General features: G+C 63.6%; 11 protein-coding genes. 5 read left to right on the forward strand and 6 right to left on the reverse strand.

Annotation, left to right across the window (positions count from 1 at the left end):
* Positions 1–8: 8 nt before the first annotated feature.
* The 6 genes from ACVOLV_RS10980 to ACVOLV_RS11005 all read right to left on the reverse strand — a co-directional run bounded on the left by ACVOLV_RS10980 (position 9) and on the right by ACVOLV_RS11005 (position 6298).
* Complete coding sequence (locus ACVOLV_RS10980) at positions 9–794, reverse strand: fimbrial biogenesis chaperone (RefSeq protein WP_481554431.1); 786 nt, start codon at positions 792–794, stop codon at positions 9–11.
* An 11-nt stretch (positions 795–805) separates the two neighbouring features.
* Entirely contained in the window at positions 806–1318 is a 513-nt protein-coding gene (locus ACVOLV_RS10985) for a Csu type fimbrial protein (protein WP_481554432.1), read from the reverse strand.
* 284 nt (positions 1319–1602) lie between these two features.
* On the reverse strand, positions 1603–2700 hold the full coding sequence (locus ACVOLV_RS10990) for a Csu type fimbrial protein (protein ID WP_481554433.1): 1098 nt from the start codon (positions 2698–2700) through the stop codon (positions 1603–1605).
* Positions 2628–5024 carry a fimbria/pilus outer membrane usher protein gene (locus ACVOLV_RS10995; protein WP_481554434.1) on the reverse strand — a complete coding sequence of 799 codons (2397 nt, stop codon included), beginning with the start codon at positions 5022–5024 and terminating at the stop codon, positions 2628–2630. Before ACVOLV_RS10995 ends, ACVOLV_RS10990 begins: the two co-directional genes overlap by 73 nt.
* On the reverse strand, positions 4975–5772 hold the full coding sequence (locus ACVOLV_RS11000) for a fimbrial biogenesis chaperone (RefSeq protein WP_481554435.1): 798 nt from the start codon (positions 5770–5772) through the stop codon (positions 4975–4977). The genes ACVOLV_RS10995 and ACVOLV_RS11000 overlap by 50 nt, the downstream gene beginning before the upstream one ends.
* A gap of 13 nt (positions 5773–5785) precedes the next feature.
* Positions 5786–6298 (reverse strand): Csu type fimbrial protein, encoded by a 513-nt coding sequence (locus tag ACVOLV_RS11005; protein WP_481554436.1) that lies wholly within the window; start codon positions 6296–6298, stop codon positions 5786–5788.
* 371 nt (positions 6299–6669) lie between these two features.
* On the opposite strand from ACVOLV_RS11005, the gene map reads away from it, so the two are divergent.
* From map to dapE, 5 genes are all read left to right on the forward strand, one after another.
* Positions 6670–7446, forward strand: a complete 777-nt coding sequence (gene map / locus ACVOLV_RS11010) for a type I methionyl aminopeptidase (protein ID WP_481554437.1) — start codon at positions 6670–6672, stop codon at positions 7444–7446.
* Positions 7443–10082 carry a [protein-PII] uridylyltransferase gene (locus ACVOLV_RS11015; RefSeq protein WP_481554438.1) on the forward strand — a complete coding sequence of 880 codons (2640 nt, stop codon included), beginning with the start codon at positions 7443–7445 and terminating at the stop codon, positions 10080–10082. The genes map and ACVOLV_RS11015 overlap by 4 nt, the downstream gene beginning before the upstream one ends.
* Positions 10082–11149, forward strand: a complete 1068-nt coding sequence (dapD, locus tag ACVOLV_RS11020; RefSeq protein ID WP_481554439.1) for a 2,3,4,5-tetrahydropyridine-2,6-dicarboxylate N-succinyltransferase — start codon at positions 10082–10084, stop codon at positions 11147–11149. Before ACVOLV_RS11015 ends, dapD begins: the two co-directional genes overlap by 1 nt.
* A gap of 275 nt (positions 11150–11424) precedes the next feature.
* Complete coding sequence (locus ACVOLV_RS11025; protein ID WP_481554440.1) at positions 11425–11781, forward strand: Spx/MgsR family RNA polymerase-binding regulatory protein; 357 nt, start codon at positions 11425–11427, stop codon at positions 11779–11781.
* A gap of 64 nt (positions 11782–11845) precedes the next feature.
* The gene (gene dapE, locus ACVOLV_RS11030) at positions 11846–12973 is read left to right on the forward strand and encodes a succinyl-diaminopimelate desuccinylase (protein ID WP_481554441.1); all 1128 of its coding nucleotides are present in this window, start codon (positions 11846–11848) and stop codon (positions 12971–12973) included.
* The last annotated feature ends 5 nt before the right edge of the window (positions 12974–12978 follow it).

Below are 12978 nucleotides of genomic sequence, written 5' to 3' on the forward strand. Positions count from 1 at the left end.
TCGCAAGGTCAAAGCTCAGCAGAGCGCAACGGCTGCGGGATGGCGGCATCGTTCAGCCTGGCCTGCAAAGTTCCGGTGAGGGGGAAGGAGGGTGGTAGCGGCAGCGTCCACTGCATTTGTTGGCCCGCCAGCACATAGCCCAGCAGGCCGGGTGTCAGCTCGATCGGTGCGCCGTTCTCGGGTAGCCAGCGCAGCTGGCTCAGGCGTAGGCGTTGGACGCCCGTGTTGTGCACGATCAGGGTCAACCGGCCGGCGTCCACCCGCCAGTTGGCGTGCAGCCCGGATGTGTCAGCAGCAGCCTTGCTTCCCAGCTCGCGCGGACTTGCGCCAGTGGGCAGTACGAATGCCGGGATGGAGTAGCGCAGCAGGAAGTTCAAACCCTGGCGGGGTCTGGCGTGGATGCCGGGCAGTTCATCCACCAGCAGGCGATAGGCTTGTTCCTGGGTGCCGCTTGCCGGCAAGGGGCTAGCCCGCAGCACACGTACCAACTGCCGTTGGCCGGGGCTGATCTGGACGATGGCAGGACGCGCCAGCAGCAACTGCGATGGCTCAAGCACATCAGCTGCATTGCGTTGGGTCCAGTGCTGTACCCGCACCTGTGCATGCAGTGGCTGATCGCCGCTGTTCTCCAGCCACAATGCCTGCGCCTGCACGCCATCGCTGAACTCCAGCAGGATTGGTGCGACCTGCAGATCGCCGGTGCTCGCCAATGGGGCTATCAGCAGCAGGCCCCAAGATGCCCAAAGCAAGGTGCGCAGCGCGGTGTTGCGTGGGCGCGGGCAGGGCAGTTGCATCTGGCCAGCACTCAATAGGTGATCGTGGCAATCACCGTGTCGCCGTAGCTGCCGGCTGGCGCATCGGTGGAAGGCACGCGGCCATAGATCGGGATGGTCTGTGCACTGGCCGTGCCGGTGCCGGCAAGCGTATCGGTGCCGATCACCTCGCCCCAGAAGTTCTGCCGTCCGGCATCGCGGTACAGCCCATAGGCGACGAAATTACTGGCCCCGTCGCTCATGCGCCGGTTGTCGGCGGCGGCCGTGGTGCTGGTGGCATTGGCACCGGGATTCATGCCGATGGTGTAGGGCGTGCCGTTGCTGCAGTTCACCTCCAGTGTCCCTTGGGCATCAACCGGGGTGCCGGTTGCGCGGGCCAGGCTGCCAAAGTCGATGTCGCCAGCGGCGACGGTCTGGATATCGCAGGACTCGGTGATGACGATGCGCACCTGGAACTGTGCGGTCTGAGTTGCGGCCGGCGCCAAGCCGGCAATTCCTGTCAGGGCAATGCTGGCTGCGGTGATGAAAAACCTGCGCGTGAGCATGTCGATTCTCCCGGCGATTGACGGCAGAACCAATGGCACGGGGTGACATCGGCCTGCGCGCAAAGCTAAGCACGCCAGCGATCAACTGGCGCGAATTCATGCAGGTCGGTCTGTCTGAACAGGCGATGTTGCTAAGTTCAGTCAATCGACAGGATGGCATTCATTGCCGCAAATGACGTTTGCCGTGCTGGTCGCCCAAACCCAAGAGGGCGTTGCGCCAAGCCCGCACGCCGGTCGGATGATTGGCTACCGTGGCTTGGGTAGTTTCGTCGATACCGCTGCGCTCAGTAAGTCAGGTTCAGGGTGATGGTGTCCTGATAGGTGCCAGGCGTCGCACCTGCCTGCTCCGGCACGCGACCGTATACGGTCAGTTCCTGTATTGCCCCGGTGCCGACACCACTTACGCCGCCAACTTGGGCACTTCCCCAGCGGCTCCGATGGGTGGGGTCGCTGTAGAGCTCATAGCTGATGCGCTCGTCAGCGGCGGCCATGTGACGCTTGCCTGATTGCGCATGCAAGCCATCGTCAAGGGTGGCATGCCAGGCAACGTTGGGGGTGCATTTGAATTGCATCGAAGTGGTCTGTTCGCGTGCTGCCCTGAGTCCGGATGTGGTGCCGAAATCCATGTTGGAGAGGGCGCTGATGCGGCAACTGCGCAGTACGGTTGCGTGTACGCCGCTCCAGTTGAAACTGATGTCGCCGGCGCCGCCGAGATGGCCGGGGTTACGGTCGCGGCAATCGCTGGCCAGTGGAGCATGTATGTAGCCATAGCTGTAGCGGATGTAGGAGTTGTACGGCACATCACTGTAAGGAAGATTTCCGGGCAAATTCTGGCCGGCAGGAACGCGGCCATAGATGGGGACTCTGATGCTCAGGTTTTCGCGCGGCGCGATCCGGAAGCTGATGCTGTACAGCGGATAGCTGCTTGAGTGAGGACCGATAAGTTGGCTGCGGGCAGTATCTGCATACAGGCCATAGCTCATGAAAGCACCGTCTCCGTTTGACATCAGCCTTGGTTCCAATGCGCCTGCCGTGCCGCTGCCGACGAACAGGCAGACCCTGACCAGTGCAGCAGTCAACAAGGTGGCAGTGCCGCCGTTGCAGTTCAGTACCAACGACGTCTGGGTGTCCTGGTAGCCCGCGCTGGATACCGTGCCGAAGTTGAGGGTCGGTGAGCTTGATGTTGAGCAATATGGCGCAGCAAGGGCGTGCAGTGATGGCAGCCAGAGTGCGGCGAGCAACAACAATGCACCTATGCGCCCCCGCCGGCCATGGCGTGATGGCGATATTGTCTGATTTGGTTGCAGCATCATTCGCAAGTCACATCCTCCAGGTTGATGCGGCCTTGCTGCTCGGTAAGCACTGGTAGTGTCGCGGTGCATCCGCCTGCATCAGCGTTGAATCGCAGCCGCGCGCGCGCGGGTGGGTCGAGTAGATAGACCTTTCCTTCGTGGCCGACACGACTGACGGCAGGTGGCAGGCCCGGTGCTTCGATGCTGATCTGGCTGCCGGCTGGTAGCCATCGACCATGGCGGTCGCGTATACCTATATGTAATGCCAATGTGCGGCGCATGCTGAATGGCACCAGCACGCCGCGACGGGTCTCGGGCACCACATTCATGCTGGTGCTGCCAAGTTGCATGTCGGCTGGCAGGTGTTGCGGATCGATGGACAGTTGGTTGCGCTGCCACGCATTGAGCTGGGGCACCAGTAGTTGCCCGTGCTTGTTTGTGCGGCCGATGTCGCGGTTGTCCAGCTGTACCGGAACGTCGGCCATGCCAGGGGTCGAAATCAGCGCGAACGCATCGTCAATACGCGGCAGCGCATGCGCATGGCCGCCGAGCCACGCCAGTGCGCCGTTGGCACTGGCATGAATCTGTGTGCTGCTGCGCTGTGCATTGTCATGGTCCAGGCCTGCGGTCCATTGACCATGCTGCCCGCGACGGGCTACCTCCGCACGCATGCCGCGACGATCATCACTACCGCTGAGCTGGGTGCGCCAGTTGAGTTCACCTTGACGCGCGGCGGTATGGTTGGCCTCCACTGACAGTTGATTGCCGTTGCTGGTATGACGGAGCGTGGCGGCACGACTGGTGTTGCGATTCAGCGGTTGTGACCAATACGCGAACGCGCTATCGCCACGCCTGTCACTCAGGTCACGGTTGAAGCCGAGGTTGAGTTGGCTGTTGTCAGGGAAGCTGTGTGACCAGTTGATGCTTGCATAGCGACTGGGTTGGGATTCGCGATACCGCTGCGAGACATAGCTGATGCCGAGTTGTCCAAGCGGCGTGCTGACCCCCGCAAATGCCTGCTCGCTGCGCTGCGGCAGGGACGTCCGCTCATGTGCCGCAGCAACGTCGCGGTAGCCCGCATTGCGCCTGAGGGTACTGGCGGACAGGGTGAACTGGCGTGAACTCCACTGGTAGCCAAGACCTCGCTGGCGTCCACTGATTGTCCGTGCATGGCTGCTGGCCAGCGATCCGCTCAGTACGCCGCCGCGCCGGCCAAGCAGCATCACCACACCCAGTCCGGCCTGATCAATGCCTTGACTGCTTTCGGCATGCCATTGCAAGGTCACGCTGTCGCTCAAACCGTGGCGAAGACTGGCACTGGCGACGAGGTGATTGCCGTAGGCAAATGAGTGCTGGCCATAGTCGCGGCGGATCGCCCCCAGTTCCAGTGACCAATCTGTCAGCCTGGCCTGCAGCAGCTCGGGCGTTCCGTACAGAGGGAAACCCAGCGTCCGGCTTTGGCCGTTGATGTCGGTGATGACCAGTGTGGCCTGGCCGATACCATTGAGCGATGGGCTGCTGTCGAGCTGGAAACGCCCCGGTTGCAGTTGCTGGCTGGATTGACGGATGCCGTCGATATACAGATCCACCGTGGAAGGCAAGGTTGCTTCTCCAGCGAACGAGGCTGGCGGGGTGGTGGTTCGATAAGGCTGCAGCGAGAAGTTGCGTGACAGGCGCACGCCGCCAAAGCGGAGCGCGCGCGACCACTCATGGGCCGCGGATACGTTGTCGCCAACGGTCAGGCTGAGCATTGCTTCGGGGAAATCCTGCTGCCAGCTGCTGTCAAGTCGCGTGCTGCTGGTGCCACGCTGACGGTGGCCATCACTGTTGTTGAAAGCATGGGCCATGGTGTTGCTCCAGACGCCGGCAGCCCTGCCAAACAGCCGCAGCTCGCTGAAGCTGCTTACGCTGCCCGCATTGCCGCTGTGTTGCGCGTACACGTCATAGTTGAACGCAGCACCGGCTGCGCGCTGCTCTGGATCAGGGCGAGGGTGGTCAATGTGGCGCAGGTCCAGGTAGGTCGGTGGACGATCGAGCATGTCCACCGGTACCTGCAGATGGATACGTTGGAGTTGAACGTCGTAGTGGAGCTTGACGCCGGGCACCGACAACAACGGGATCAATGCGTGTCTGCTGGCTTCGACGGGGAGTTTGATACCCAGCAGGCGGAGGCTGGAAGGGCTGGCAAGCAATGCGTCCTGGCGAACCACAAAACGGGTCAGTCCACCGATGTCGGCTTGGTTGACGCTGGCTTGCAGATGCAGTTCGTACTCGCCGGTATCGTCCTGATGTGCGAGTGATGCATTGCCGGGCCCTTCGGCGAGCGCAGCCGCCGAGGCTGCGGCGGCAATCGCAAGCCCCGCGCTAACGGCCAGTAGTGACCTGCGGTAGAGGTTGAGGGTCGGCATCGTCATTGAGTCTGGCCAGAAGGGTGCCGTTGACTGGCAAAGCCGTCGGCAATGGGAGCGTCCAGCGCATCTGCTGGCCAGCCAGGACGTAGCCCAGCAAGCCCGGGGTGATGTCGATGGCTGCGCCGGATGCTTGCGTCCAGCTCAGTTGACTGATGCGGATGCGCTGTGTGCCGCGGTTGTGCAGCGACAGCGTGGCGCTGCCGTCGTGCACCGACCAATCGCCTTGCAGCTGACTGGCGTCGGTAGGCTCGCGCTTGCTGCGGCGTTCCAACTGGGGTGTGGCGCCTGCAGGCAGCACAAACACAGGGATGGAGTAGCGCAGCAGAAAGCGCAGACCTGAGCTGGCGCCGCTGGCGGTATCGGGTAATTCATCCACGATCAGCCGGAATGCATTCTCGCTGGCCTGACTGCCGGGCTGGGCTTGCAGCATGCGCACCAATTGGCTGCGCCCAGCGTCGATATCGACCAGTGGTGGGCTGGCGAGCAATACATCGGAAGGCTGCAGCAGCTCTTGCCCGTTGTTCTGGGTCCAATGCTGCACCCGGAGCTGTGCGCGCAAGGGCTCGGTGCCTGAATTGGTCAGCCAGAGTGTCTGCGAGCTTTGTTTGTTGCCGAATTCCAGCAGGATAGGGGCGACTTGCAGATTGCCCGCGTGAGCGGGGAGCCAGGACGGCAGGGTCAGTACAGAAGCGGTGGTGGCGAGCCATGCCAGGCTCGCCACCCGCAAACGGAGCGGGTGGCGATGGTTCACGTCACTGGCCTGCTCAGTAGGTGACGGTGGCGGTGATGGTGTCCAGGTAGACGCCAGCGGCGACGTCGGTAGCCTGTACCCGGCCGTAGACCGGGATTGACTGCTGCGCAGCGGTGCCGATGCCGCCCACTGTGTTGGTCCCCAGTACCCGGCCCCAGAACAGGGTGCGGGCCGCGTCCCGGTACAAGCCGTAAGGTACGAAACCGCCATCGGCACTGGTCATGCGGCGATTGTCGGCTGCTGCCGTGGGACTGCTGGAATTGAGGCCAGGGTCCAGCGCGATCTGGTAAGGGGTGCCGCGGCTGCAGTTGAGCTGCAGCGTGCCCTGGTTGTCGATCGGGGTGGCGGAGGTGGAGCGGATGTGGGTGCCAAAATCGATGTCCGTGGCATTGACGGTATGCACGTCACAGGACTCGGTAATGGTGATCTTGACCTGGAACTGCGTGGTGTCTGTCGCTGCGTGGGCGGCGCCGGTTGTGGCGGCGGTGGCGATACAGGCGAGCAGGGGGAGGTTGCGGAGTTTCATGGCGATCCTTGGAAAGAGACAGCGCGCCTGCCCTGCTTCGTCCAGTCCTTTTCATTGGCCTGGCACGCTGCGACAGGTGCGGATTGAGTCTGTTCCCAGGGGGGATGGCGAGGGTATGAGATATGTCCCAAGCGTAGAATTTCTGTGATGCGCATGCGTGATTTCAGCGCTGATTTGACAGGGTTTCCGCGCCTTTTTCTGCTCCCGATAGGACGATTCGCATGGGTATGGAAGGGTTGGTGCAGGTGCGGGCTCGGTCGGCTGCGGGCGGGCCGGTCGCGGCAGGCCAGGGCAGGCGGCTCAGCGGCCGATTACGCGTTCATTAATGTGAAATACTTAGCGAAATAGCCCAAATGGGGGATAATCGGCACATGGCAATCCAACTGAAAACCCCCGAAGAAATCGAGAAGATGCGCATCGCCGGCCGTCTGGCGGCTGAGGTGCTCGACATCATCACCCCGCACGTCAAGCCCGGTGTCACCACCGAGGAGCTGGACCGCATCTGCAACGACCACATCGTCAATGTGCAGGGCACCGTTCCGGCCAATGTGGGCTACCGCGGATTCCCCAAGACCGTGTGCACCTCGGTCAACAACGTCATCTGCCACGGCATTCCCAGCGAAGCCAAGGTGCTCAAGGATGGCGACATCGTCAATATCGACGTGACCGTCATCAAGGATGGCTGGCACGGTGATACCAGCCGCATGTACTACGTCGGCACGCCGTCGGTGATGGCCAAGCGCCTGGTGGAAACCACCAAGGAAGCCATGTGGCGCGGTATCCGTGCGGTCAAGCCGGGCGCGACCCTGGGCGATGTGGGCCATGCGATCCAGGAGTTCGCCGAAGGCGAGCGTTTCAGCGTGGTGCGTGAGTACTGCGGCCACGGCATCGGCAAGGTCTACCACGACGAGCCGCAGGTGCTGCATTACGGCCGTCCCGGCCAGGGCCTGGTGCTCAAGCAGGGCATGACCTTCACCATCGAGCCGATGATCAATGAAGGCACTCGCTACACCAAGGTGCTGCCGGACGGTTGGACCGTTGTAACCAAGGACCGCAAGCTCTCGGCACAGTGGGAACACACCATTGTGGTGACCGAGGACGGCGTTGAAGTGCTGACGTTGTCACCGGCCGAAACCGCGCAGGCATGACCTCACTGCCGGCGGGCCCGAGTCTGGACACGCCGGCAGATTCTGCCGGTGACGCGCAATGGGCTGCCGATGCACGGCAGTCACTTGCCCACACCGATGCCCGCCTGGGCAAGCGTTTCGAGCAGACCGACAATGTCGAACGTCTGCCCGGCCTGCGCGCGCGCGCGGTCGATCAACTGATCATTGAAGCCTGGCAGCGCTGCATTCCTGCGGCGGCTGGCCTGGCACTGTTCGCGGTCGGCGGCTATGGCCGTGGCGAGTTGTTCCCGCGCTCGGACATCGACCTGCTGGTGCTGGCCGAGACCGAAGTGCAGCAGCGCCACGAAGCCGCTTTGGCGCGCCTGTTCGCCCTGCTATGGGATGCCGGTCTGCCGGCCAGCCATGCGGTGCGCTCGGCAACCCAGTGCGTGCAAGCCGCTGCCGACCAGACTGTACTGACTGCCTTGATCGAGGCACGCCCGCTGGTTGCCGACGCGACCGCCCAGCATGGTCTGGCACGTGCGATCGCGCCGAGCCTGGTATGGCCGCCGCGCGAATACTTCCTGGCCAAACGCGAGGAACTGTTGGCGCGACACCAGCGTTTCGGCGACACCGCCGACAACCTCGAGCCGGACATCAAGGATGGCCCGGGCGGTCTGCGCGATCTCAATACGCTGGGCTGGATGGCGCTGCGCGCCTTCGGCGTCAGCAATATCGATGCGCTGGTCGGGCTGGGTCATCTGGGTCTGGACGAGGCCGCGGCACTGAAGCGCGAGCGCCTGGTACTGGCGCGGTTGCGCTTTGGCCTGCACCTGGTCGCACAGCGACCGGAAGAGCGGCTGCGTTTCGATTACCAGAAGACCTTGGCAGCGCGCATGGGCTTTGGCGACGACGCCGAGAGCCTGGGCGTGGAGAAGATGATGCAGGGCTTCTATCGCAGCGCGACGGTGATCCGCCGCATCAGCGACCGCCTGCTGCAACGCTTTGAAGAACAGTTCGATGGCGAGGCCACGCCGCTGCCGGTAGGCGAGGGCTTCTCGCTGCGTCGCGGCTATCTGTCCGCCGACGATCCGTTCTGGCCGCATGGTGATATCCGCAGCATCTTTGCGTTGTTCGCCTGCTGGGCACGCAGCTCCGATGTGCGCGGCCTGCACTCGATGACTGCGCGCGGTCTGGCCGAGATGCTGGACGAAATTCCCGCCTATACCGCCGTGGATGACGATGTCCGCGAGCAGTTCATGGCCTTGCTGCGCGGCCCGCGCGCGGTCGATACGCTGGCGCGGATGGCGCGCCTTGGCGTGTTGGGCCAGTGGATTCCCGCATTCGCCGCAGTATCCGGGCGCATGCAGTTCGACCTGTTCCATGTCTACACGGTGGACCAGCACACTTTGATGGTGTTGCGGAACATGGCCTTGTTTGCCTCAGGCCGCGCTGACGAGCGCTTCTCCATCGCCCATGAAGTGTGGCCGCGCCTGCGCAAGCCGGAGCTGTTGCTGTTGGCTGGCCTGTTCCATGACATCGCCAAGGGCCGTGGTGGTGATCACTCCGAACTGGGTGCGGTGGATGCGCGCGAGTTCTGCAGCCTGCACGGGCTGGGCAGTTCCGACACCGAGCTGGTGGCGTGGCTGGTCGAGCAGCACCTGCGCATGTCGATTACCGCGCAGAAGCAGGACATCACCGATCCCGATGTGATCCACCGTTTTGCCGGCCTGGTCGGCGACCGTGACCGTCTGGATTACCTCTACCTGCTGACCTGCGCCGACATCGCCGGCACCAGCCCCAAGATGTGGAATGCATGGAAGGACCGGCTGTTGGCCGACCTGTACTTCGCCACCCGCCGCGCGCTGCGCGAGGGCTTGGAGCATCCGCTACCGGAAGCGGAGCGGGTCCAGGAGGCGCGCGACAACGTGCGCGAACAGATGCGTTTGCTCGGCCATGACGATGCGGTGATCGATCGCCAGTTTGCGGCCATGCCCGATGAAAGCTTCGTGCGCTTCCGTCCCGAACAGCTGGTCTGGCAGGCGGCGTCCTTGGTGGAAATCCACAAAGGCGGCACCTTGGTCAAGGTGCGGCGAATCACGCCCGAGAGTGATGCGCTGGAAGTCTTCGTGCATTCACCGGACCGCGATGGCATGTTCGCCGCCATCGTGATGACCCTGGATCGTGCCGGCTACGGCATCCATCGTGCGCGCGTGCTGGATGGCCCGGACGACACCATCTTCGATACCTTCGAAGTGACGCCTGCTGGCAGCTTCGCCGATGGCGATGCCGCGCGCCTGGAGACCGTGCTGCGCAAGGCCCTGGCCGGCAATATCCTGATACTGCGCCCGTCGCGACGGGTGATGCCGCGTCAGCTCAAGCATTTCCGCTTCGCCCCGCGCATCGAGTTTCTCGATTCCAGTCATGAGAACCGGACTGTCTTGAATCTGGTGGCACCAGACCGCCCCGGTCTGCTTGCCGATGTAGCGCATGTGCTGCGTGACCAGCGCCTGCGCGTGCAGGATGCGCGCATCGCCACGTTCGGCGAGCGCGCCGAGGATCAGTTCCAGCTTACCGATCGCCACGATCACCCCCTTACCGATACCTCCATGCAGGCCTTGCGTGACGCATTGCTCGCCTGCCTGGATCCCGACAACAAGCCAGGAGACCCCCACTGATGGCAAGCAAGCCCGCAACCAAGAAGACCGTGACCAGGAAGACCGCCAAGAAGGCAGCGCCTGCAAAGGCTGCGCCGAAGAATAAAGCCGCAGTAGCGACCAAGGCGGCCGCCAAGCCTGTTGCGAAGACGGTCAAGGCAGCGGTCAAGAAGGTTGCTGCTGCCAAGCCGAAGTCGACCAAGCCGGTGACGCCGTCGGTAGGACCGCGCAGCCTGCGCAAGCCGCCGGCACCGGGTGTGGCCGAGTTGAAGTTCAGCATTGAAAGCGCATTCGAGCGCCGCACCATGCTGACCATGGACGAGATCGAAGGTTCGACCCGCGCGCTGGTCAACCGCGTCATTGACGGACTGGAGTCCGGTGAGTTCCGCGTTGCCGAGCCCGATGGCAACGGCGGCTGGAAGGTCAACGAGTGGTTGAAGAAGGCAGTGCTGCTGTACTTCCGTGTCAACGACATGGCAGTGATGGACGGCGCTCCGGCCCCGTTCTGGGACAAGGTCGAGTCGCGCTTTGAAGGCTATGACGAAGCGGCCTTCCGCCAGGCCGGCGTACGCGTGGTGCCGGGCGCGATTGCCCGCCGCGGCACGCACTTCGGCAAGGACGTGGTGCTGATGCCGAGCTTCACCAATATCGGTGCACACGTGGGCGAAGGCACCATGGTTGATACCTGGGCCACGGTGGGTTCCTGCGCGCAGATCGGCAAGCACTGCCACCTGTCCGGCGGTGCCGGCATCGGTGGCGTGTTGGAGCCGCTGCAGGCCAGCCCGACCATCATCGAGGACCATTGCTTCATCGGTGCCCGTTCGGAAGTGGTGGAAGGCGTGGTTGTCGGCCACCACAGCGTTATCGGCATGGGCGTGTTCCTGAGCCAGAGCACCCGCATCTACAACCGTGCCACCGGCGAAGTGACCTATGGCTATGTACCGCCGTACAGCGTGGTGGTCAGCGGCTCGCTGCCGTCCAAGGACGGCACGCATTCGCTGTACTGCGCGGTGATCGTCAAGCAGGTGGACGCCAAGACCCGCAGCAAGACCAGCGTCAATGACCTGCTGCGTGGGTTGGCGGACTAAGCCGGCCGGTAGCGAGGCTGTTCCCTTCTCCCGCCAGCGGGAGAAGGTGCCCGAAGGGCGGATGAGGGGAGCTTTTGCTTCGCTCTGGCTCTGGGGGTGGGCCGGTTTCACCCCGGGCTAGACGCCCCCCCCCCCCCCCCCCCCCCCCCGCCGGCCCCCGCCCCGCGCGCGCCCGCGTGGGCGCGCCCCGCGCCGCTAACCTTTGGTCCCCACGCGACTCGGGTTCGCCCCGCAAGCGGGAGAGGGGCTTTGTCATGCGGGCTTTGGAATTCAGAATGACCACCATCTACGGACTAAAAAACTGCGACACCTGCAAGAAAGCCACCAAGTGGCTGGATCGCTTCAATGTCGCCTACACCTTCGTCGATTACCGCGACAACAAGCCCAGCCCGGAAACCCTGCTCGAATGGGCCGGCAAGGCTGGCGGTTTCGCCGCGATGATCAACAAATCCTCGACCACCTGGCGGCAGCTGCCGGACAACCGCAAGTCGCCCGAATCCGATGCCGAGTGGAAGCTGCTGCTGCGCGACTACCCGCAGTTGATCAAGCGCCCGCTGGTGATCACCGACGACGGGACCCTGAGCCAGGGCTTCAGCGACAACGGCTTCAAGGCCCGCTTCAACATCGCCTGATCCGTCCTCCAACAAAATTGTGGGAGCGGCGCGAGCCGCGAAGCCACCGATCCAAAAGGCCGCCATGAACGACGTACTCGCCCTGACCTGCGACCTGATCGCACGCCCCTCGGTTACCCCGGAAGACGCCGGCTGTCAGCAACTGATCGCCGGCCGCCTCAAGGCTGCCGGCTTCAACTGCGAGCACCTGCGCCTGGGCGAAGTCGACAATCTATGGGCCACCCACGGTAACGGCGCGCCAGTACTGGTGCTGCTCGGCCACACCGATGTGGTGCCGACCGGCCCGGTAGAGGCCTGGAGCAGCGACCCGTTCAAGCCGGAGGTGCGCGATGGCGTGCTGTACGGGCGCGGCACTGCCGACATGAAGGGCAGCGTAGCCGCCTTCGTGGTTGCGGCCGAGCAGTTTGTTGCCGCGCATCCGAACCATCCCGGTACGCTGGCAGTGCTGCTGACCAGCGACGAGGAAGGGGATGCCATCGATGGCGTGCGCCATGTTGCCAAGCTCTTCGTCGAACGCGGGCAGGGCATCGACTGGTGCATCACCGGTGAGCCGTCATCCACCGCCAAGCTCGGTGACCTGCTGCGTGTCGGCCGCCGTGGCAGCCTCTCGGCCAAGCTGCGGATCAAAGGCGTGCAGGGTCATGTCGCCTATCCGGACAAGGCGAAGAACCCTATCCATCTGGCTGCGCCGGCCCTGGCCGAACTGACCGCCCGTCATTGGGACGATGGCTATGAAAGCTTCCCGTCCACCAGCCTGCAGATCTCCAATATCAATGCCGGCACCGGCGCCAACAACGTGATCCCCGGCGAGCTGCAGGTGATGTTCAACCTGCGCTACAACCCGCACTGGAATGCGGACAAGCTGGAGGCCGAGATCAGCGCGCTGTTGGATCGACACGGTCTGGACTACGACCTGCACTGGCACCGCAGCGGCGAGCCGTTCTACACACCCGAAGGCCGCCTGCGCAGTGTTGCCCGCGACGTACTGACCGAATTCGCCGGTGCCACACCCGAAGAAAGCACCGGCGGTGGTACCTCCGATGCCCGCTTCATTGCCCCGTTGGGCGCACAGTGCATCGAGGTGGGGCCGGTCAATGCCAGCATCCACCAGGTCGATGAGAACGTGCGCGTCGCCGACCTGGAAGCGCTGCCTGACCTGTACCGGACACTGATCGAAAAACTGCTGGACTGAGCTGT

The sequence above is a fragment of the Stenotrophomonas sp. STEN023 genome, from assembly GCF_056760135.1.

Bases quoted from the DNA above. Each gene is read 5' to 3' on its own strand.
- ACVOLV_RS10980 (WP_481554431.1), bottom strand. From the start codon at position 794: ATGCAACTGCCCTGCCCGCGCCCACGCAACACCGCGCTGCGCACCTTG.
- ACVOLV_RS10985 (WP_481554432.1), bottom strand. From the start codon at position 1,318: ATGCTCACGCGCAGGTTTTTCATCACCGCAGCCAGCATTGCCCTGACA.
- ACVOLV_RS10990 (WP_481554433.1), bottom strand. From the start codon at position 2,700: ATGCACCGCGACACTACCAGTGCTTACCGAGCAGCAAGGCCGCATCAA.
- ACVOLV_RS10995 (WP_481554434.1), bottom strand. From the start codon at position 5,024: ATGACGATGCCGACCCTCAACCTCTACCGCAGGTCACTACTGGCCGTT.
- ACVOLV_RS11005 (WP_481554436.1), bottom strand. From the start codon at position 6,298: ATGAAACTCCGCAACCTCCCCCTGCTCGCCTGTATCGCCACCGCCGCC.
- map (WP_481554437.1), top strand. From the start codon at position 6,670: ATGGCAATCCAACTGAAAACCCCCGAAGAAATCGAGAAGATGCGCATC.
- ACVOLV_RS11015 (WP_481554438.1), top strand. From the start codon at position 7,443: ATGACCTCACTGCCGGCGGGCCCGAGTCTGGACACGCCGGCAGATTCT.
- dapD (WP_481554439.1), top strand. From the start codon at position 10,082: ATGGCAAGCAAGCCCGCAACCAAGAAGACCGTGACCAGGAAGACCGCC.
- ACVOLV_RS11025 (WP_481554440.1), top strand. From the start codon at position 11,425: ATGACCACCATCTACGGACTAAAAAACTGCGACACCTGCAAGAAAGCC.
- dapE (WP_481554441.1), top strand. From the start codon at position 11,846: ATGAACGACGTACTCGCCCTGACCTGCGACCTGATCGCACGCCCCTCG.